The sequence below is a fragment of the Niastella sp. genome (assembly GCF_045805085.1).
Lineage (GTDB): Bacteria > Bacteroidota > Bacteroidia > Chitinophagales > Chitinophagaceae > Niastella.
The window spans coordinates 1-20983 of sequence record NZ_JBJMLX010000305.1 but is presented as its reverse complement, the minus strand read 5'-3'; the positions used below and the strand labels follow the sequence as shown (position 1 = coordinate 20983).

Here is a 20983-nt window from a genome sequence, read left to right as displayed (position 1 = left end):
TGCCTTCTGCCTTCTGCCTTCTGCCTTCTGCCTTCTGCCTTCTGCCTTCTGCCTTCTGCCTTCTGCCTTCTGCCTTCTGCCTTCTGCCTTCTGCCTTCTGCCTTCTGCCTTCTGCGTTCTGCGTTCTGCCTTTTACACTGCCGGTTTTTGATTCTTACCAAATGCACCTAATATTGGTATAAATTCTTTGTATGCGGAAGCTGTATCTCCTTGCCGGTTCTTTAATAATACTCCATGCTGCCTGTGCACAAACTTCAACGCACATGGATTTTGAAAAATACACCCCCACTTCAACCCTGGTGGTGCCTGAGCATAAATTAACCCACGCCCGCTATCCGTTTATAGATGTACATAATCACCAGGATAACATGTCCCCGTCAACGCTTAGGGAGCTGGCAAAGGATATGGATAAACTGAATATGGCTGTAATGGTGAACCTCAGCGGCGATAATGGCAACAGCCTTCAAAACAAACTCGACAATATTCGTTCAACCAGCCCCAAACGGTTTATTGTTTTTGCCAATATCAGTTTTGGCGGTATTGGCGAACCCGGCTGGACGGAAAAAGCCGTTAAACAACTGGAAGAAGACGTAAAATATGGCGCCAATGGCCTGAAGATTTTTAAAAACCTGGGCCTTTCGGTAAAAGACAATACCGGCAAACGTGTAGCAGTTGATGATCCACGGCTCGATGCTATTTGGGAGAAATGCGGGGAATTAAAAATACCGGTGTTGATACATACAGCCGACCCCAAACCCTTTTGGGACCCTGAAGATGAGCACAATGAACGCTGGCTCGAGATCGCTTCACATCCCGGCCGCAAAAGAGGGAACGATGATCCTGCGCCCTGGGAAGTGCTGATTGAAGAACAACACCGGATGTTTAAAAAACATCCTAAAACCACTTTCATTGCCGCCCATTTTGGCTGGTATGCCAATAACCTGGGCAAGCTGGGTCAGTTGTTAGATGCAATGCCAAATGTAGTAGTGGAATTTGGCGCAGTGATTGCCGAACTGGGCCGCCAGCCACGCATGGCCCGTCAGTTCTTCGAGAAATACCAGGACCGGATCTTATTTGGAAAAGACAGCTGGGTGCCTGAAGAATACACCACCTATTTCAGGGTATTGGAAACAGAAGATGAATACTTCCCCTACCACAAAAAATACCATGCTTTCTGGGCTATGTATGGCATGGGTTTACCAGATCCTATTCTGAAAAAAGTGTATTACAAAAATGCTTTGCGCATTATTCCCAATATCGATAAGACAGCGTTTCCTGTAGATTAAACACATTGCTTTCCATTCTTCGTATAGTATGCCCCGTGCCTTTTTCATCGGGCCGGCTAACGGCTTCGTCAGGGATTAATTGATATTTATCAGTTTTCGCATTGGTACTTTTTTTGATATAGTAATTTTAATAAAAACTAACAGCATGAAAAAGCTCACCATTACGGCTTTGGCCGTACTGCTTGTAATTAACAGTTTTACTGCCCGTGCGCAAACCCAGGACCAGATGAAAGCATGGACAAATTATATGACGCCTGGTGATGTACATAAAATGATTGCCAAATGGGATGGAAAATGGAAAGAGGATGTAACCATGTGGATGCAACCCGGTGCGTCTCCTATGAAAAGTACCTCAACCTGCGTAAATAAAATGGTTATGGGTGGCCGCTATCAGCAAAGCACACATAGTGGCACCATGATGGGTAAACCCTTTGAAGGCCAGGGCACACTTGCTTATGACAATGCCCGTAAAATGCTTATCAGTACCTGGATAGATAATATGGGAACCGGAATTATGTACATGGAAGGCACCTGGGACGATGCTTCAAAAAGCGCCACTTTAAAGGGCAAAACAGTTGATCCCAGTACAGGCAAAGACATGGATGTAAAACAGATCTTTACGGTAATGAATGACAACTCACAAAAACTGGAAATGTTTATGGATCAGGATGGACAGGAATTCAAGACCATGGAGATCTTGTTCACCAGGGCCAAATAATTATCAGGCTTAATTGTCAAAAAAAGCACCGGCGGTTCATACTGTCGGTGCTTTTTTAATATTATCCTGAGGCATAACTTGCTATCTCCACGCGCCAATAATGGCGCCCATCAGGATAAGGGCTACCACACTGTAAAATCCATTTATAAAGATCAACCGCCAGGGTTTTAATTCAAACAAACTGTGAATGGCAATGGCGCAAAAGGTCCAGAGACCAGCAAGGAAACCAGCTGTAGCCCCCCATGCAATATCAGCTTTGGCGGCACAGTTAGCTGGGCAGTTGGCCGGCGTTGCCAGGAACATGGCCAGGTTAACGGACATCAACAATGAGAATATGATGGTAAAGCCAAATATCTTTCCTTTGTGACCGCCCTTTCTTATTTGTTCTTCAGTAAAATGGTTATCCTTCATCCAGGCCTTGCCAAACAAACCAGGCGAGTACCAGACGCCGCCAACTACAAAGGCAGAAATACCGGCCACCAGCACAGCCCACCAGTTTATTCCGTTCATTGCCATAAGAAATTAGTTTTGAAATTGATCGCTCGCCTTAACTGGTTTATGGTAATTTCAAATCTATTTCCTAATTTTTACGCAGTCAACTAAAAGGGAATCAGGCTGGAAAAGCAGGCGATCAATATCAAAAATAAGCCGATTAAAAAAACAACCGGCGTTGAACGATTGAATGATACCGGGTTCAGGGTAATACTTATCCCGGCATTTGGCGTGGCCATTCCATTGGTCTCAGGTATGCTGAACCACCTGACATTAAACCACTGGAAATTTAAACTCAGCTTTCTATTCACTATCGGTATTTCTTTTCTTATTTGGGAGGGGAACCGCTATTTGTTGTTCACCCTGCGGAGTTATTTCGACTGGTTCGATAAACCGGTTCGAAAGTTAGTGGTGGTGGTGCTGGCCATTTCATTTTATACCATTCCTATCACGGCCCTGCTGATGGTGATCTGGTATAACCTGTTTAATAGAGGTGTGGTGAACTGGGAGCAAATAAAAACCACTACCCTGGTAGTTATGGTTTGTGTATTGTTCATCACCCATATTTATGAAACTGTTTTTTTAGTACGCGAGGCAGAAAGCGAAAAATTAAAGAAAGAACAACTGGAAAGGGCCCGCGCAGAAGCGGAGCTGGAAGCGCTCAAGAACCAGATAGATCCGCATTTTATATTTAATTCGCTGAACACCCTTTCGCACCTGATTGAAAAAGATGCCGCCAAGGCAAAACAGTTCAATGATAACCTGGCAGATGTATATCGGTATATTCTTCAAAACAAAGCCCGCGAGCTGGTATTGCTTCATGAAGAATTGTTATTTCTGAACGATTACTTTTCTTTGTTGAAAATACGGTTTGAACAGGCGGTACAATTGCAGATACATATTGATCCGGTTGCACACGATCTGTACCTTATACCCCCCATCTCGTTGCAGATACTGGTTGAAAACGCCATCAAACACAATGAGTTTTCCGATGCCATTCCCCTGGTGATTACTATTGAAATGCAGCAGGACGAATTGATAATTCACAACCAGGTTCGGAGAAAAATATTACGAAAAGCTTCCTCGCGTATTGGTTTACATAACCTGGGCGAACGTTATAAATTAACTACCAGTAAAGAGATCAGTATAATAGAATCAGCCAGCGATTTTACTGTTTCCTTACCAATTTTAAAAATTGCCTGATATGAACTGTGTAATAATAGAAGATGAAAAGCCAGCAGCAGAAAAATTACTCTCATTATTGGCGCTATGCAATCAACAGGTATATGTTGAGGTGGTATTGGGCAGTGTTAAGGAGGCCATCAGCTGGTTGCAGGAGCATCCCACTCCTGAATTAATATTTATGGATATTGAGCTCAGCGATGGATTGTCCTTTAAGATTTTTGAGGAAATGAACGTGGAGTGCCCGGTTATTTTTACCACGGCCTATGACGAATACTGGCAGGAAGCCTTTGAATATAACAGCATTGATTATTTGCTGAAACCAATAAAACCCGAAAAGCTGGAAGCAGCCCTTAATAAATACCTGAAGTTAAAGCAGCATTTTACCGGTTACAAAGCCCTGGCCAGTTGGCCGGTTACCCAATCGACGCAAGCGCAAACAGGCGGGTTTAAAAAGCGGTTCCTGGTAAAACGGGGCACCGATTACATCAGTATCAAGGTGGAGGAGATCGCCTATTTTTATGCCACCCACAAGCTGGTGTGTATGGTTGACAGCAGCGGGCAGAAATTTATTATGGATCAGTCCCTGGCCGATATTGAAACCCAGGTTGACCCGGCCGCTTTTTACCGGGTTAACCGTAAATACCTGGTAAATATGAGCGCCATCAAGCGCATAAAGGCCTATCCAAAAAGCAAGTTGTTGCTGGAGGTAGCGCCCCTGGTCACAGAAGATATTATCATTAGCCAGGAAAACGCGGCCGCCTTTAAACAATGGATGGGGCAGTAGGGAGAGTTTGACCGGTTGATCAGTTGACGAGGGTTAAAGTGGGGTTTTGAGGTAAACAGTGATGGGTTGATAAGGTTAATAGGGTTGATAGAGTTGACAAAGGGGTCAAGAAATAAATTGAGTGAAAAATGAAAATAGAGCGGAATGTTCCAGTGTCGCGAGCCCTTTTCACGTTTCACGTTTTACGTTTCACGACACTGCCGGTTTACGGCGTTCAGCATTTCCCAATAAAAAACCCTGATGGTAAACCACCAGGGTACATCCTATAACGTGTGCATCAAAGCCATTAGTTGTTGCCGCCGCCGTTTCCACTACGACCGCCGCCACCGCCGCGTTGAGGGCGGGTAGTAGGCTCTATCGTTTCTTTCCACTTCTTAAACTGCTCGTCGGTATAGATCTTTTTCAATTTATCGTCGCGCTCACCGGCCAGTTTCATCATTTTCTCGCGGATAGCATCCCGGTCAGGGGCGCCGCCACCGGCACGCATTTCTTCAAAAATTTTATCCTGAGCTCTAAAATAATCCATAAAGGCACTGTCACTTTTAGTGGTTTGGTCTTTATCCAGGTTCAGGTCGGTCAACTTTTCTTTTACCATTTTTAACCTTTCTTCAGGAGTACGACGCTGAAAACCGCCACCGCCCCCCTGCTGAGCCTGTACGGCCAATACGCCGGAAATGGCAATAACTAATAATAAGATCGCTTTTTTCATGCTATGAGATTTAGTTTAAGTAAAGTGTATGAATATTGGATGGTGCTTTTGCCCAAAACCTGCGTTTTGCTAAAAATTATTGCATAAAATTCAAAAAAAAGTTCAGGGGCGGTTTAGGAGGTAAAAATGCGGAGTTAGCAGTCCGGATAGTGCCCGGTCCTTATCTTTCAGACTATTTTGGAACAACGTTTGCCAAAATCAGATTATCTTGCAACTCCTTAAAAATTTTGAATTGATATGGAATACGCTAAAATTGTCGCAGTAACGGGTTTACCAGGATTATTCGAATTGGTAAGCAGTAAATCAGATGGCGCAATCGTAAAGTCACTGGATGACCAAAGCACAAAATTTGTTTCGAGCAGAATACATAATTTTTCTCATCTCGAAAGCATTGAAATATATACAGTTCGCGATAACGTGAATCTGGTGGATATTTTCACTGCCATGGACCAAAGCGGTGAAAAAGCACCTGATGAAAAAGATAATTCTGCCGTTAAAAAATATTTCGAGAAAGTATATCCCGACCTCGACTTCGACCGTGTATACTCCAGCGATATGAAGAAGATGGTAAAATGGTTCAGTGTACTGAAATCGAATAATATTGAGATCAAACTAAGAGAAATTACTGAAGAAGCACCTGAGGGGTCAGCCGATGGCGACGAAGCAGCGCCTGCCAAAGAAGAAAAGCCAAAAGCAGCCAAGGCAGCTAAAGAAGATGTAACTGAAGAAAAGAAAGAAGCAGCGCCCAAGAAAAAAGCTGCCCCTAAAGCTAAAAAAGAAGAAGGGGAAGGCGAAGGGGATGAGAAAAAAGAAGCGGCTCCAAAGAAAAAAGCGGCTCCAAAGGCTAAAAAGGAAGATGAGGAAGGTGATGCTGAAGCGCCTAAAAAGAAAGCAGCTCCTAAAAAAGAAGCCAAAAAGTAATTTTAACAACTTTACTAAACTTAAGCTACAGGCTTCTGGTTTTATTACCTGAAGTTTGTAGCTTTCTTATTTTAAAACACTGATCTAATGAATTATACTGCCGATATTAAAAAGGTGCCCCGGCACTTCTTACCTGAAGATTTTATAGTGACCAGCTGGGATAACCTGGAGCCTTATTTCAAGAACCTGCTCGACAGACCTATCAATACTGAAGCCGATCTGGAAAAATGGCTGCACGACATGAGCGAGCTGGAAGCCGTAGTAAGTGAAGATGCCTGCTGGCGCCAGATAAAAATGACCTGCGATACTGAGAACAAGGCATTGGAAGAAGCCTTTGTTTTCTTTGTGACTGAAATTCAACCTAAAATTCAGCCTTATGCCGATAAGCTGAACAAAAAACTGGTGGAAAGCCCCTTTACAGCCGGGCTTGACCAGAAAAAATATTTCACCTACCTGCGCAGTGTTCGCAAAAGCATTGAGCTGTTCCGCGCAGAAAATATTCCCCTGCAATCTGAACTGGCCGTACTGGCCCAACAGTTTGGCACCATCGCCGGTAAAATGACCATTGAGGTAAACGGTAAGGAATACACTTTGCAACAGGCCGCCAAATTCCTGGAAAGCCACGACCGCAATTTGCGCGAATCGGTTTACCGCAAGATCAACGAACGGCGCTTACAGGATAAGGATGCACTCAATGAGCTGTACACGCAATTGGTCCAGAAAAGACACCAGGTTGCTAAAAACGCCGGGTTTGATAATTACCGCGATTATAAATTCAAAGAACTGGGCCGTTTTGATTATACCAAAGAAGATTGCTTTCAATTTCATGAAGCGGTAAAACAACACATTCTGCCACTGGTAAATGTGATCAATGAACGGAAAAAGAAAAAACTGAACCTCCCCACGTTACGCCCCTGGGATTCTGAGGCCGAACCAGAAGGAGTTACGCCACTAAACCCCTTTAGCAACGCCAGCGAGTTGCTGGAGAAAAGTATAAAATGCTTTGACCAGGTACACCCTTTCTTTGCTGACTGTTTGCGTAAAATGGGCGAAATGAAACGCCTCGACCTGGACAGCCGCAAGGGTAAAGCACCTGGTGGGTATAATTGTCCGCTGGCAGAAACAGGCGCTCCTTTTATTTTTATGAACGCGGCTGGTCAAATGAGTGATGTTACCACCATGGTGCACGAAGGCGGTCATGCGGTACATTCCTTCCTCGCGCATCCATTGGAGTTAACTTCATTTAAGGAGTATCCCATGGAGATAGCCGAAGTGGCGAGTATGTCGATGGAACTGTTCAGCATGGATTCCTGGGATGTATTCTTTAATAAAGAAGAAGACCTGATACGGGCCAAAGAACACCAGCTGGAAAGAGTGATCACCATCTTCCCCTGGATTGCCACCATCGACAAGTTCCAACACTGGGTATACGAAAACCCCAATCATACGGTTGAGGAAAGAGCCAAAAAGTGGAAGGAAATTCTGAATGAGTTTTCGAGCGATGTAATTGACTGGGAAGGTTTGTCCGAATACCGCACCTATGCCTGGCAACGGCAGCTGCATTTGTTTGAAGTGCCTTTATATTACATCGAATACGGCATTGCCCAATTAGGCGCCATTGGCCTGTGGATGCAGTTCAGGAAAAATAAGGAGGCGGCACTTAACAACTATATGTCGTCTTTACAATTGGGTGGCACTAAAACATTGCCTGAATTATACAGCGCTGCAGGACTGGTATTTAACTTTTCGCCCGACTATATAAAACAGTTGATGCAATTTGTTAAGGAAGAAATGGACAAACTAAACGTTCATCCATAACCTAAAAAAAAAATACCCAGTTCATGGTATGCAAAATATTAATGCATTCTGTTATATTTGTAACACTAAAATAATTTGATCTGGTAGTTTTTGCTACCTACATCATAAAATAGCTACTAATCAGAGCCTTAACCAAAAGTCCCGGTGTTTCTACATCGGGGCTTTCTGTTTTTATATATCTAATGTTTTTATTAATGCCTGTCATCTCCGCAAATTCATTACGCTGGCGGCTTTCATTTGTTCAGGCAAAATTGATATAGCTTTAATAATTCGTAAATGAAGAAGCGTTTTTAATGTGCCTTTAATCTATATAACTAATAATTTAGAAGACAGCCTATAGAACCGGTTATAGTACACCGAAATACCCGGTAAATACACCGCTGCTGCGTAACCGGAGAAGAAATACAGATGATTATGATCAAGTTTTTTACCGCACACTCGTGTTGCTAACGACACTCGCCACACAAACCGGTTACCACCATCTGGTATTCCTGGGGCAGGAACCCGCCTGGTAATTTTACCTGAGGAACATGTACATCGGCCAGGCAAATGGTTTTACCGCACTTGTTGCAAATGAAATGTACATGGTTATCGTGGTGGTGGCCTTCGGAGCAGTCATCTTTACACAATGCGTACAGCACCGAATTATCGGAGGTAGGAATGGAGTGAATAATGCCTTTTTCCAGAAATGTTTGCAGGGTACGATATACCGTCACCCGGTCGAATTTTTCCCCGGTCTTTTTTTCAATATCGCCATGCGCCAGGGCTCCGTTGCTCATCAGGAACAACTCCAGGATCCTTTTGCGGCTACCGGTTACACTCAACTGATTTTTCTTAAGTATTTCGTCAATCTGCGCTTCCATTTGTAAAATCATTAAACACAAGTAGTCTTAGCTGCCAAACATATTATTTGAAAAACGATCGCCGGGGTTGTGTTCTTTCAGCAATCTTTTTATGTCTTTCTTCAATTCTTCGATTTCATCTTTTTTCAGGCCATCATAAATTTTGCGAACCTTTCCGCTTCTGTCAACCAGGGCAAAAAACTGGGTATGCAAAAACTGCTCATTAATGTTCTGCAGGTTGTTCTGGGGATCATCGAGCAGGTAGCTGTTACGGGCCGTTTGGTACAGGCTGTCTTTTCTGCCGGTTAAAAACTCCCATTGTTTGGTATTCACCTTCATAGAGTCGGCATACCATTTTAACCGGGATACGTTATCCTTATCAGGGTCAACGGTGTGCGACAGGATCATGAAACCCGGCTCATCTTTATAGGTTTCATAGATCTTCTTCATATTGGTGTTGAGCATGGGGCAAATGCTGGGACAGGTGGTAAAAAAGTATTCAGCCACGTATACCTTGCCTTCCACACTCTGCTGGGTTACGGTTTGCCCGTCCTGGTTGGTAAAACTAAAGGGTTGAACCCTGTTTACGATCGGCAGCTTCACCTCGCCAAAACCCGGTATTACCTGGGTTAAAGCCACATAAAAGGCAATTACCAATACCACAAAAAAGCCAATATAAAAGATCATTTTCCGGCGCATAACTTAAAATGGTTTTTCAGGCAACAAAGGTACGTTTACACCTTCCGACACCAATAGATTTATTTTATAACGAAACTTTTTGCAACAAAGTTGCATGCGAAGTGATTTACTTCTTATCTTCGGGCCATGAATTTTAGAGTAAACTGGGATGCGATGGGTGTGGCGGCTTCTCTTGCCTGCGCAATCCACTGCGCAATTTTACCCCTGCTTTTAACCAGTTTGCCTGTTTTAGGCATAAATATCATTGAAAATGTGGCGTTTGAGTATTTCATGATCTTCCTGGCTTTTGCCGTTGGGGTTTACTCCCTGCGTCATGGTTACAAAAAACATCACCACAGCACCCTGCCTATTATTGTCTTCTCCATTGGTTTTACCGGCTTGATTGCCAAGCAAATATGGCATCAATATCAATTATGGATCCTGCCTTTTGCTGTTCTGCTGATCGTAACCGCCCATTTAATAAACTTCAGGGCCTGCCGGGTACATAATCATGCCCATGAAGAGGATTGCGATCACTAAATATCCTTCCCAGCCTGCATATTACCTTTCTACCGGTACCAAAGATTTTTAAAATAAGAAACATTTGCAGCAGGCATTTGTTATTTTTGTATTCAACTTATTAAAAGAGGAAGTATCATGATCAAAACAGGAAGCCCTGTCATTAGTATTTATACAGAAATGACGCCTAATCCGGAAACAATGAAATTTGTGGCCAACAAATTATTGTATCCAGGTAAAAGCATTGATTTTCCGGATTTGGAAAATGCCAAACCTTCCCCTCTGGCTACAGAATTGTTCGGTTTTCCCTTTATCAGGGCCGTGTTTATAGCCAGCAACTTTGTTACGCTTACAAAAACTGTTGAAACTGATTGGAATGATGTAATTCCAACCATTCGCCAGTTTTTAAAAGAATACCTGGAAGAAGGAAAAGTGGTGATCAATGAAGATGAAATAGCTACCGTTAAACAGGAAAGCACCAATGTAGTAGCTGCTGATGATGACGATGTGGTAAAACGCATTAAAGAATTATTGGAAAATTATGTAAAACCAGCCGTTGAAATGGATGGTGGCGCTATTCAGTTTAAAAGCTATAACGATGGCATAGTTAACCTGATGCTGCAAGGCTCATGCAGTGGTTGCCCTTCATCAATGATCACTTTGAAGGCAGGTATTGAAGGAATGATGAAGCGGATGATCCCCGAGGTGAAAGAAGTAGTGGCAGAAGCAGAATAAAATATTAAAATCAACACCTACTTAAATTAAAGTTTTTTATCAGGCGTTTAAACCTTCCCCAAAAGGGAAGGTCTTTTTATGTGTATACAGGAACATCAGGTTTCACAATTAAACCCTTATCTATTGAACAGGTCTATATAAGGCATAAAGCACCATCCCTTGGCCTCCCTTACCTGAACAGCTAAAAATTTAATGACACTGATTTGTATTAACGCGTTGCATTTTTTTATGCAATGCGTTGGTAAGGGCAATTTATGTCTTAACCATAAAACAACTATTTAATTAATTAAAATCAAGATTTATGAAAGTACACATCCTGTTTATCGCTACAACAGCAGCAACCCTTATCACTACAGCATCAAAAGCACAATTAGGTCTTGGGGCCACCACTTCAACCACATTGCATTCTGCCACTAGTGTAAATACCAGTGGTGCCGGTTCTGCTGTTCAGTCAACCCATTCACATGTACAAGGCGTTTCTCAAAAAACTGTAAGTACAACCAGATCTGTTACAGCCAATACCGCTTCTTCAGTTAAAACAGGCATCTCAAACACCAGTGGCCAGGCTGCAAGCGCAGCCCATAATACCAGCGTTAATGCAGATGCCGGCGCCTCGGTTCAGGGCAATACAAACTCACAGGCAACGAGTGCTTCCAGTAATAATACTGTTGACGTATCGGCTAATCATGGAGTACATGTAAATGGCAACGGAAACAACCAGGCAACTGAACAGGTTAGTGGTGCAGCGTCGGAAAAAGCGCAACAAACAAAAGGAACTGCCATTGCCACAACACATCAGGCAGCCGGTAAGGTTAAGTCATCAACCACCGGAGCAGTCCCCAATGCCTCAGCATCTTCTTCAACCGAAGTCAATAGTTCTACAGCCGTAAAAGCCGGCAAACAATAATATCCCTCAGCAATTCTGACAAATCTTCCCGGCATAAACCGGGAAGGTTCTTATTACCTGCATGCATATAGTATTTTATGAAAAAAGTAATTACTCTTTTTCCATTGGTTTTTATTTGCTTTCTGATACAGGCACAGCAAGCCGATTCTGTACCGTCCGAAAAGAAAGTAACTTTTACAACAGGGGTGGGATTTAATTCAAACCTGAATTATTATGGTCGCACAGACAGCCTGAAAAATCAGGCTATTTATCCCTTTGCAGGTATTACATTACACAATGGCCTGTACTTGTTTACGAACATTATTTTCATCAACAACGCAATGGCCACTACCTATGCAGCTACTACTCTTGAGGCTGGCTATAAATTCAAAAACAAGAAAGAAAACTGGAAAGGAAATATATTCGGGTCGCGCTTTTTTTATACAGCCGATGTCAATCTGGTGCAATCAGTAGTTAAAGAGCAGGCCGGCATTAACCTCTCTAATAGCAACAAAGTGCTTTCTGTTAACGGTGGCGCCGATGTAAAATTCAGCAATCAAACCGATTTTGGCGCTTATGCGGGGGTGAATCACGCCTTCCGTATTGATCCGGTTAGCAAAAAAGGTGTTTTGGTTATTACACCGTCTGCTTACAGCTATTTTGGCACGCAGCGTTTTTCAAAAAAGTGGTTGCAGGAAAAGCGTCTGCTGTTTATACCGGTAGGCAGCCAGGCGGTTACCCAAAACAGCAGCCGTTTCAGTTTAATGTCGTATGAGCTTTCCTGTCCTGTAATTTATGGCTATGGCAAAATGAATATCATCGTTACACCGGCTTTTGTAATACCCCAAAATGTAATCGCCGCCAACGGATCTTCTTCGCAAAAAGCTGATAATCTCTTTTATACTACAGCAGCCGTCCGGTTCGACTTTTAAACACTGGCCATTTAATTTAATAAACCGGCTTGGCTGTCTTGAAGGAATGCAGTAAATTCAGTAAAACAGCAGGTTTATGACCATTCTGTATATTTTGGGCATACTAGTGGTGGTGATAGTGCTCCTGCTGATCATCGCCCTTTTTTTACCAGATGGCTATTTTATAGAGAAATCAGCCATCATTAAAAAACCATGTGCCTACGTTATGGATAAAGTGGCCGACTTCCATAATTATATTCTTTGGAACCCCTGGCAACAAAAAGGCGACAAAAGCAAAAGCGACATCACCGGGTTATCAAAAAGACCCGGCCATAAATATTCCTGGAAGGGAAGCAAACGCGGTACAGGCAGCCTCACCCTGCGCGATATTGACGAACACCATCTTAATTTTGATCTCGAATTTATAAGCCCCGTAAGAACCATCGCCCGCGACAACTGGCTTTTTGAAGACTGGGGCAGTGATGAAACAAAAGTAACCTGGCAGAATTTTGGCGCATTACCATACCCAATGGGTCGTTTAAAGGGATATATGTTTCACAAAAACCTCGACCGCCAGTTTAGTGAAGGCCTCAGGAACCTGAAAAAGCTTTGCGAAAAATAAGCGCCTTAGTGCGGCACTGCCTTTTTAAATATATTGATGGCCAGGGTTGGGAACAATCGCATCAAATGAATAGCCATCCATTCCTGGGAGAAAGGCTTGCCAACAAACTTTTCATATCTCCCCTTTTGTATCGCCTTCAATATCTGCTGCGCCGTTTTATCGGCCGGAAAGCCTCCGCCAATATTTTTACTCAGCTGGTTTAATTTCTCGCCCGAAGCAGTAACCGCATTCATAGAAACCTCGGTGCGGATATAACCCGGCATAATCAGGGTAACTTTTATATTGTCCTGCCAAACCTCGGCCCGCAGACAATCGAAAAAGCCATGCAGGGCATGTTTGGCCGCCGCATACGCCGAACGCATGGGCGTTCCTATTTTGCCCATCACACTGCTGACGGCCACTATATGACCCGATTTACGCTGCAGCATATGTGGCAATAACAACCTGGTTAGTTCTATATAGCTGAAATAATCTATCTCCATTACCTTACGCTGCACGGCTGGCAACGTGTCTTTTGCAGTACCGCGGTTACTAATGCCCCCATTATGGATCATTACATCTATTTGAGCAAAGGCGCCGATGGCTTCTTGTACTTTGGCGGGAAAGGTAGCGGGCGCTTCCAGGTCGAGCGGAAGCACATATACATTGGATGAACCAGCCGCCTGCTGCACACGTTTCAATTCGGCTGAGCGGCGGGCCGAAACAATAACTCTGGCGCCCTGTTTTACCAGTTCATAGGTAAGCGCTTCGCCAATTCCAGATGAGGCGCCGGTGATCCATACGGTCTTATTAGTAAAATAACTCAATGGGTGTGTAATTTATGGGCCAAATATCGGAAACCGGTTTGATATTGAAAATGAAGAAATTGGCGCCTGTAATTATATTCTCAATAAAGCTATCTTGCATTTTTTATTACATGACGTACGATGAAATCATAAAGCAATTTGTGGAAGGTATGCGCAACACCACATTGCCTGAATATATTGCAGTTTTTGCTGGTATTGCAAGTGTATGGTTCTCGAGAATTGAGAACATTTGGGTGTACCCTGTAGGCCTGATAAGCACCATAATTTATATATTCCTGAGTATTGATGGCCACCTTTTCGGCGAAGCAAGCGTAAACCTGTATTATACCATCATGAGCATCTATGGGTGGGTGCTGTGGGTGAAAAAAGACAAAGAGGAACATTACGTGGTAACCGTACAATTCTCAACCAGACGGGAATGGGTGCAGCAATTGCTATTCTGCGCGTTCTTCTATATCGCCATCTTCAGTGCATTGACCTGGTTAAAGAATGCTTTCTATGCAGCTACCATTCCCTGGGCAGACGCCTTTGCTTCCTCCACCGCTTTCACCGGCATGTGGCTGATGGCCAAAAAGAAAGTGGAAAGCTGGTTCTGGTGGATAGTGACCAACATTGCCTCTATACCATTATACTTTGTTAAACAATATGTATTCACCAGCGTATTTTACTTTATCCTGTTTATAATGGCGGTTTTTGGATTACTGGAATGGATGAAACGAGCCCGAAAATTGCAAGCTAATATACAAGCATGAAAAAGGTAGTAGTTATAGGTCCTGAATCAACAGGCAAAAGCACCCTGTGCGAGCAGTTGGCTGATTATTATAAAACCAGTTGGGTGCCGGAATACGCCCGGGAATACCTCACGGTAAATGGTATGAACTACACCTTCGATGACCTGCTCACTATTGCAAAGGGTCAGGTAGCATTAGAAGAGAGCTATATCGGGAAAGCGAAGGATGCATCACTGCTGTTTATTGACACAGATCAGTATGTAATGAAAGTATGGGGTGAGTTTGTATTTGGAAAGTGTCATCAGTGGACTCTTGATCAAATTACAAAAAGGAAATATGATTTATACCTTTTATGCAATATAGACCTGCCCTGGGCTTATGATGTATTACGTGAATACCCCAATCCCGGCCCACGCAAGGATTTATACAATATATACAGGAACATTATGCTTAACCAATCGGTTCCCTGGGTAGAGATCTCGGGGAATTATGATGAGCGGTTCCAAAAAGCTATCAAAGCCGTTAACGATTTATTTGCACCATAAAACTCTTTTTATAATTGTGCTGTTGTAGTAGTTATGCGACACGTACTGCAAAAACATCATCGACTGTTGTTTTATGTAGGGTGGGTTTTGATTAGTATTATTCAGGCTGCTACCACAGAACTGTTCGATGACGAAGCCTATTACTGGGTGTACTCCCGCTTTATGGATTGGGGTTACTTCGATCATCCTCCAATGATCGCTGTGTTAATAAAAGCAGGCTATGCCATTTTTCATAATGAGTTGGGTGTACGCTTTTTCATCTTACTTCTCAATACTGCTACTATATTTTTTGTTCAACAACTAACCTGTAAAAAAGATGACCGGTTGTTTTATGCCGTAGTGCTGTCTATAGCTGTTGCACAAATTGGCGGCATACTGGCAGCGCCCGACATCCCACTCTTATTTTTTACAGTACTGTTTTTTTGGCTGTACCAGCGTTTTCTACAAAAAACCAATCTTACAAATTCCCTGTTAACAGGCATTGTCATGGCGTGTCTGTTATACAGCAAGTATCATGGTGTACTGATAATTGGATTGGTGCTGTTATCAAATTTGAAATTATTCAAAAACAAATATACCTGGGTGGCCGGGGCTGTTTGCCTGGTTCTGTTTGCGCCGCATATGTATTGGCAGTACAAACATAATTTTCCTTCAATACAGTTTCATTTATTTGAAAGAAATGCCTCGGGTTACAAATTTTCATTCACCACTGAATACATCCTGGGGCAAATAGCATTTGCCGGCCCAGTAATAGGCTGGCTGTTGTTATGGGCCGCATTTATGTACCGGCCTGTGTTGGCAGTGGAACGCGCCATGAAATATTCGCTCATTGGAATATACATCGCATTCTTAATAAGCACTTACAAAGGAAGGGTAGAAGCCAATTGGACAGTTGCTGCATTCATTCCGTTAATGGTTTTAAGCCACCGGTACCTGGTTCAGCATTATCAATTACAAAAATGGGTATATAGAAGTATCCCTATCACCCTGTTGATTGTATTAGCGGGCCGGCTATACCTTATGTCCTGGTTCCCGGCTGTTTTGTCAATAAAACAAAACGAGTTTCACGGTAACCGTAAATGGACAACCGAGATGCGCCGGCAGGCAGGGAATTTACCGGTGGTATTCGTAAATACCTATCAGCGTGCAGCCAAATACTGGTTCTATACAGGTACACTGGCTTTCTCCCTGAACTCGCCAGACTATCGCCGCAATAATTTTAATATGTGGCCCATTGAAGATTCGCTGATCGGGAAAACGGTTTATATGGATGTGCCGGATAACAACGAAGGCTATCAACGGCGTTTTCAACTGCATGGGTGGCGTTTTCCACAAGATGGTGTGCAGGAAGGGTATTATTCGTTTTCGCGGGTGTTGTTTTCAACAATCAGGTGTACCTGTCTGAAGCAACGATCTATTCAAATAAATACAAACGTTACTATTCCTAAAAACTATCAGGCACTTTTTCAACAACCTGTTTATAGCGGAACTCCCATCTGGCTGGTGTTATATGTTAATGGAGATGTGCATGACTTTATCAATACCGGCATTACCGTTAAACAATTAACCGGTAATAAACTTTCGCTGACTGTTACCATTCCCTGGAACATATTAAAAGGAGCCTATACTGCGCGCCTGTGCATTGGCTCGGTTATCCCGGGTTTTCCCACCATTAACAGTACCGAGTTTGAGCTGACTATGCTATAACTATTGCAGTATTTTTTGAATATCGGGGTCATTTTGCAGAAACACCATTTGACGCATTACCCAGGGATAACGGTTAGCCACATATCGCGACAATGGCTTAACGGTAAACTTCTTTGGGTTGGGCATACAGGAGGCAATCATGGCAGCTTCCTGACGGGTAAGCCTTTTGGCAGGCTTCTTAAAATAATTCTGCGCAGCAGCCTCTATCCCAAAAATACCAGGCCCCATTTCCGAAACGTTGAGGTACATTTCCATAATGCGGTTCTTGCCCCATAACAATTCGATCATAAAGGTGAAATACACTTCCATGCCCTTGCGAAACCAGCTGCGGCCCTGCCACAGGAAAACATTTTTAGCAACCTGCTGGCTAATGGTGGAAGCGCCTTTTATTCGGTTGGGCTTTCTCTTGTTGTATTCCATTGCCTTGTTAATGCTCTTCCAGTCGAACCCGTTGTGATCGGGGAATAACTGGTCTTCAGCAGCAATAAACGACAGGCGGGCATATGATGAAACATCCTTCATGGGAACATAATCGCGCTTCAGCCCATAACCACTAAATAAGCTACCCAATTGAGTAAGAGTAAATGGCGGGTCAACCCACTTTAAGAGGAGAATATAGAATAACTGGAATATGAATAGAAAGAGGAAAGTCCATTTTATAAAACGCCAAATTTTACGGGCTTTTTCTTTCACTTTAGTTGACATGAGTTCGGAACTGCTTTGGCTTGCAAGATACAATTTTGATTGCTGTTCACTTAACGTTGTATGGAGGGACTATATTTTCCTATTTGGAATTTTTCACATAAACCACCTTATATTTTCCCCCGGCCTTATCGGCTTTGTTTTGAAAATAGGTGATGGCAAATCCTGTTGCGGCCACACCGGCAGCAATGCCCAGGGGCACCAGTTTGTTATCTTTTGAGATAGATTCTTTTCTGTAAGCGGTATTCACCAGCTCAAGCACTAAAAACCCAATTCCGCCCAATTTCATCAGTTTAGGAATGGTCACTTCAGCAAAACCTCTTTTGCGACCCCATGTATATTGGCTGGTATAATGAAAAGCTTTTATCTCATGATAATCCACACCCATTGTGTAAGAAACCGTATCCACCGCAGTACCAAATTCGGTTCCTACCAATTGGCGCTGCTGTTGCAATATGATCACCGAGTCGTTCCTGATCGCTTTAATAAAACCGTTTATGGAAAAACCATTATATGTAGTGGCTGAAATAAACGCCCCGGGATAATAAGTCTTTAAGGTGCGGTTGTTACGCTTTCTTAAAACAATAAAATCAGCCGGTTGGGATAAGGATGCTTCTGCTATGGATACCAGTAATATGAAAAATAGGGTTTGCTTCATGCGGTACCAAGTTACACAGGGCCTTTTTGTTATTTCACTAATGATTTGTTAAAGGCTGCAATAAGAACGTACAACCCGGTTAATGGTTCATGATCTTGAAATAAGAAGTAATAAAAAGGGCTATACCAAAACAGCCCAGGATAATACCCGAGATCTTGTTTATTATGGAGATGTTATGCAATGTAAGTTTGTTACGAAGTTTCCCGGCCAGCATTACTTTTAAGATATCAGCGGCGATATTTAAGGCCACGCAAACAGAGAAGATCAGTAGCCGCTGACTGAGGTTATATTTTGAAAAGGCAGATGCGGTTCCCAGCCAAAAGAAAAATACACTGGGGTTGAGCGTATTCAAAAAAAAGCCGCTCGACATGATCTTGAATATATCCCGCTTGCGAAACTTGATGGCATTGCCTTCAGCATCTGTACGAAGGGTCACTTTTTTAAAGAACAAATAATAGACGCCCACACCTACCAGGAAAACGCTTCCCAAATACCCGATCACATTGCCGTATTCTTCCAGCAAAGTGGCTACAAGAGCTGAGAAAACATTGCTTATTACTACCAGGAGGATATCACTCAACCATACCCCCGCAACAAAACTTAACCCACCGGTATGACCGTTGTTAATACTTTGCTTTATAATAGTAAATATGACGGGCCCTACAGAGAGAGCAAGAATACAACCCAGCGTTAACCCACTTATAATGGCTTGCCACATGCTTACGTCCTTATAGATATTCCAATTTTAATATACGTATACGCAAGGTAGGAAAACATATCGGGGATTCCGAACGTATTGAAATATAGGGTTGTTAAAGGGCGCCGGTTTCAATAAACTTTTGCCAGTCCTCAAACATCTTACCCTTCATAACACGTGGAAATTTATGCTGGCCGCCGATCTTTCCTTTCAGGTGCATAAACTCCATGAATTTTGAAACGGGTAATACGTTCAGGTAAACATCCTTCAACGCGCTGTTCCTTTCCACCGCATAATCATCGTTGATGTCCTTCAGACAATTATCTATTTTCTGACGCAACAATTCCGTATCAACTGCATCGTCGCAGGCAATCCACCATTGATGGGCAAAGAACAAGCCATGCGGTATACCGGCCACCGTGTATTCAGGAATGTCTACATTCATTTCCTCACTGGCCAGCTTAATGGCTTTATTCATATTGTCAACACTCAGGTGTTCGCCCACAAGACTCAGGAAGTGTTTGGTACGACCTGTAATGATTATTTCACAACGATCTTTATCAACAAACCGAACAGTGTCGCCAATTAAATAGCGCCATGCGCCGGCTGTGGTGCTCAGCAGGATCGCATAGTCCTTGCCTTCTTCTACCTGGTGTATCATTAATGCCTCGGGGTTTTCAACCAGGTTGCCATCGGCATCGAAGTTATCCCCGTTAAAAGGCACAAATTCAAAAAAGATATGATCATTCAGGGCCAGTTTCATCCCCGGCGAATCCTGTCGGTCCTGGTAGGCGATAAAGCCTTCCGAAGCCAGGTAGGTTTCAATAAACGTAAGCGGCCGGGCCACCAGTTTATTAAATCCTTTTTTATAAGGTTCAAAGGAAACGCCGCCATGAACAAAGAAAGCCAGGTTTGGCCACATGTCGTGGATGGAATTGAGCTGGTATCGCTCGATGATCTTTTCCATACACATTTGTATCCAGGCCGGAACGCCCACTACAAAGCCAATATCCCAGTTGGGAGCTTCCTCGACAATAGCTTCAATTTTACTGTTCCAGTCCTTGGTGCGGGCTATCTTTTTTCCGGGTTTGTAGAACGGGCTAAACCAGAAGGGCACTTTTTTAGCCGTAATGCCGCTGAGGTCGCCGGCATAATAACCAGGGCCTTTTTGCAGGTCGGTACTACCGCCCAGCATTAACCAGCCTTTGCCAATGCTTTTTACCGGAATATCGTGATAGGTGCGTAAGGAAAGTAGTTGCTTGATCATAACGATGCGGTTACCGCGCATCAGATCATTGGTGATGGGTATATATTTACTGGCAGCCTCGGAGGTTCCGGAGCTGAGGGCAAAATATTTGATCTTCCCGGGCCAGCAAATGTCACTTTTTCCCTCGAGCGTTTTATGCCAGCATTCTGCATAAATTTTATTGTAATCATAGGTAGGGACCAGTTGCTGGAATTTCTTCCCGGCGTGTTTACTCAACAGGATCTCATCGAACCGGTATTTTTGACCGAATTCAGTAAACCGGGCTTTCTTCAGCAATTTCTTTAACACCCTGATCTGCTGCCGTCTGGGACTTTTAGCAGGTAATCGCAACGCTCGGGCAACCGACCGGGGTAAAGAGATATCAATTAGGGCCATTAATTAGCAGCCCGTTTGGTCGGGCATAATCAAAATTAAAGGTTTTTAACCTGATATATTGCACATTTTGCAAAGATTACGGTTCGCTGCATGGGTAAAAAGAAAAAAACCCGCCTGTTAGGGCGAGTTTTTGAAAATTGTGTTTTTTTGGTGTAAACAGGTTGAATTATTTACTTACAACGATCTTTTTAGTGATCGTTTGTGTAAGTGTTTGAATTTTGACAAAATATACCCCGTTTTGTAAGGCGGAAACATCCAGGTCTATGCGACCGGAAGCTTCATAGGACGCCGATCTTATTTCCTGAATGGTTCTGCCAGACTGGTCTAAAATGGTTATAACGGCATTATTTGAATTGTTTATGCCGGTAATAACCAGTTTGCCGCTGGTG

The 20983-nt window shown here is 43.2% G+C and carries 24 protein-coding genes; 14 read left to right on the top strand and 10 right to left on the bottom strand.

Annotation, left to right across the window (positions count from 1 at the left end; translation table 11 throughout):
* The first annotated feature begins 191 nt into the window (after nucleotides 1-191).
* A complete protein-coding gene (locus ACJ751_RS15745) occupies nucleotides 192-1286 on the top strand; it encodes an amidohydrolase family protein (RefSeq protein WP_407746456.1) in 1095 nt (364 codons plus the stop codon).
* 145 nt (nucleotides 1287-1431) lie between these two features.
* Nucleotides 1432-2004: a DUF1579 domain-containing protein gene (locus ACJ751_RS15740; RefSeq protein ID WP_407746455.1), complete on the top strand. Its 573-nt coding sequence runs from the start codon at nucleotides 1432-1434 to the stop codon at nucleotides 2002-2004.
* A gap of 81 nt (nucleotides 2005-2085) precedes the next feature.
* Here the strand turns inward: ACJ751_RS15740 and ACJ751_RS15735 are convergent, their stop codons facing one another.
* The gene (locus ACJ751_RS15735; RefSeq protein WP_407746454.1) at nucleotides 2086-2520 is read right to left on the bottom strand and encodes a DUF1761 domain-containing protein; all 435 of its coding nucleotides are present in this window, start codon (nucleotides 2518-2520) and stop codon (nucleotides 2086-2088) included.
* Nucleotides 2521-2682: 162 nt separating this feature from the next.
* On the opposite strand from ACJ751_RS15735, the gene ACJ751_RS15730 reads away from it, so the two are divergent.
* The gene (locus ACJ751_RS15730) at nucleotides 2683-3699 is read left to right on the top strand and encodes a sensor histidine kinase (protein ID WP_407746453.1); all 1017 of its coding nucleotides are present in this window, start codon (nucleotides 2683-2685) and stop codon (nucleotides 3697-3699) included.
* Between the two features lies 1 nt (nucleotide 3700).
* A complete protein-coding gene (locus ACJ751_RS15725) occupies nucleotides 3701-4465 on the top strand; it encodes a LytR/AlgR family response regulator transcription factor (RefSeq protein ID WP_407746452.1) in 765 nt (254 codons plus the stop codon).
* A 286-nt stretch (nucleotides 4466-4751) separates the two neighbouring features.
* On the opposite strand, the gene ACJ751_RS15720 is transcribed toward ACJ751_RS15725, so the two are convergent.
* Nucleotides 4752-5174 (bottom strand): hypothetical protein, encoded by a 423-nt coding sequence (locus tag ACJ751_RS15720; protein WP_407746451.1) that lies wholly within the window; start codon nucleotides 5172-5174, stop codon nucleotides 4752-4754.
* A gap of 237 nt (nucleotides 5175-5411) precedes the next feature.
* Between ACJ751_RS15720 and ACJ751_RS15715 the strand changes: the two genes are divergently transcribed.
* Both ACJ751_RS15715 and ACJ751_RS15710 read left to right on the top strand, forming a co-directional pair.
* Entirely contained in the window at nucleotides 5412-6095 is a 684-nt protein-coding gene (locus tag ACJ751_RS15715; RefSeq protein ID WP_407746450.1) for a DUF5606 domain-containing protein, read from the top strand.
* Nucleotides 6096-6182: 87 nt separating this feature from the next.
* Nucleotides 6183-7913, top strand: a complete 1731-nt coding sequence (locus ACJ751_RS15710) for a M3 family oligoendopeptidase (protein WP_407746449.1) — start codon at nucleotides 6183-6185, stop codon at nucleotides 7911-7913.
* 446 nt (nucleotides 7914-8359) lie between these two features.
* Here ACJ751_RS15710 and ACJ751_RS15705 read toward each other — a convergent pair whose 3' ends face one another.
* Both ACJ751_RS15705 and ACJ751_RS15700 read right to left on the bottom strand, forming a co-directional pair.
* Nucleotides 8360-8776, bottom strand: coding sequence for a Fur family transcriptional regulator (locus ACJ751_RS15705; RefSeq protein ID WP_407746448.1), 417 nt, complete (start codon nucleotides 8774-8776; stop codon nucleotides 8360-8362).
* Between the two features lie 27 nt (nucleotides 8777-8803).
* Nucleotides 8804-9454, bottom strand: coding sequence for an SCO family protein (locus ACJ751_RS15700; RefSeq protein WP_407746447.1), 651 nt, complete (start codon nucleotides 9452-9454; stop codon nucleotides 8804-8806).
* Between the two features lie 126 nt (nucleotides 9455-9580).
* Between ACJ751_RS15700 and ACJ751_RS15695 the strand changes: the two genes are divergently transcribed.
* The 5 genes from ACJ751_RS15695 to ACJ751_RS15675 all read left to right on the top strand — a co-directional run bounded on the left by ACJ751_RS15695 (nucleotide 9581) and on the right by ACJ751_RS15675 (nucleotide 13106).
* Nucleotides 9581-9973 carry a MerC domain-containing protein gene (locus ACJ751_RS15695; protein WP_407746446.1) on the top strand — a complete coding sequence of 131 codons (393 nt, stop codon included), beginning with the start codon at nucleotides 9581-9583 and terminating at the stop codon, nucleotides 9971-9973.
* Between the two features lie 117 nt (nucleotides 9974-10090).
* The gene (locus ACJ751_RS15690; RefSeq protein ID WP_014222441.1) at nucleotides 10091-10687 is read left to right on the top strand and encodes a NifU family protein; all 597 of its coding nucleotides are present in this window, start codon (nucleotides 10091-10093) and stop codon (nucleotides 10685-10687) included.
* A 301-nt stretch (nucleotides 10688-10988) separates the two neighbouring features.
* Nucleotides 10989-11594, top strand: coding sequence for a hypothetical protein (locus ACJ751_RS15685; RefSeq protein ID WP_407746445.1), 606 nt, complete (start codon nucleotides 10989-10991; stop codon nucleotides 11592-11594).
* Between the two features lie 77 nt (nucleotides 11595-11671).
* A complete protein-coding gene (locus tag ACJ751_RS15680) occupies nucleotides 11672-12505 on the top strand; it encodes a hypothetical protein (RefSeq protein WP_407746444.1) in 834 nt (277 codons plus the stop codon).
* Nucleotides 12506-12581: 76 nt separating this feature from the next.
* The gene (locus ACJ751_RS15675) at nucleotides 12582-13106 is read left to right on the top strand and encodes an SRPBCC family protein (RefSeq protein WP_407746443.1); all 525 of its coding nucleotides are present in this window, start codon (nucleotides 12582-12584) and stop codon (nucleotides 13104-13106) included.
* 5 nt (nucleotides 13107-13111) lie between these two features.
* On the opposite strand, the gene ACJ751_RS15670 is transcribed toward ACJ751_RS15675, so the two are convergent.
* Nucleotides 13112-13912 carry an SDR family NAD(P)-dependent oxidoreductase gene (locus ACJ751_RS15670; protein ID WP_407746442.1) on the bottom strand — a complete coding sequence of 267 codons (801 nt, stop codon included), beginning with the start codon at nucleotides 13910-13912 and terminating at the stop codon, nucleotides 13112-13114.
* Between the two features lie 110 nt (nucleotides 13913-14022).
* On the opposite strand from ACJ751_RS15670, the gene pnuC reads away from it, so the two are divergent.
* The 3 genes from pnuC (at nucleotide 14023) to ACJ751_RS15655 (ending at nucleotide 16895) form a co-directional block, all read left to right on the top strand.
* Entirely contained in the window at nucleotides 14023-14664 is a 642-nt protein-coding gene (pnuC, locus tag ACJ751_RS15665) for a nicotinamide riboside transporter PnuC (RefSeq protein ID WP_407746441.1), read from the top strand.
* Complete coding sequence (locus ACJ751_RS15660; RefSeq protein WP_407746440.1) at nucleotides 14661-15188, top strand: AAA family ATPase; 528 nt, start codon at nucleotides 14661-14663, stop codon at nucleotides 15186-15188. Before pnuC ends, ACJ751_RS15660 begins: the two co-directional genes overlap by 4 nt.
* Nucleotides 15189-15275: 87 nt before the next feature.
* Nucleotides 15276-16895: an ArnT family glycosyltransferase gene (locus ACJ751_RS15655; RefSeq protein ID WP_407746439.1), complete on the top strand. Its 1620-nt coding sequence runs from the start codon at nucleotides 15276-15278 to the stop codon at nucleotides 16893-16895.
* Here ACJ751_RS15655 and mtgA read toward each other — a convergent pair whose 3' ends face one another.
* From mtgA to ACJ751_RS15630, 5 genes are all read right to left on the bottom strand, one after another.
* Entirely contained in the window at nucleotides 16896-17600 is a 705-nt protein-coding gene (mtgA, locus tag ACJ751_RS15650) for a monofunctional biosynthetic peptidoglycan transglycosylase (RefSeq protein ID WP_407746438.1), read from the bottom strand.
* Between the two features lie 79 nt (nucleotides 17601-17679).
* The gene (locus tag ACJ751_RS15645) at nucleotides 17680-18255 is read right to left on the bottom strand and encodes a hypothetical protein (RefSeq protein ID WP_407746437.1); all 576 of its coding nucleotides are present in this window, start codon (nucleotides 18253-18255) and stop codon (nucleotides 17680-17682) included.
* 79 nt (nucleotides 18256-18334) lie between these two features.
* Nucleotides 18335-18973 carry a LysE family translocator gene (locus ACJ751_RS15640; RefSeq protein WP_407746436.1) on the bottom strand — a complete coding sequence of 213 codons (639 nt, stop codon included), beginning with the start codon at nucleotides 18971-18973 and terminating at the stop codon, nucleotides 18335-18337.
* A 94-nt stretch (nucleotides 18974-19067) separates the two neighbouring features.
* Complete coding sequence (locus ACJ751_RS15635; protein WP_407746435.1) at nucleotides 19068-20594, bottom strand: GH3 auxin-responsive promoter family protein; 1527 nt, start codon at nucleotides 20592-20594, stop codon at nucleotides 19068-19070.
* A gap of 166 nt (nucleotides 20595-20760) precedes the next feature.
* A partial coding sequence (locus tag ACJ751_RS15630; RefSeq protein ID WP_407746434.1) for a T9SS type A sorting domain-containing protein occupies nucleotides 20761-20983 on the bottom strand: 223 nt, incomplete at its 5' end.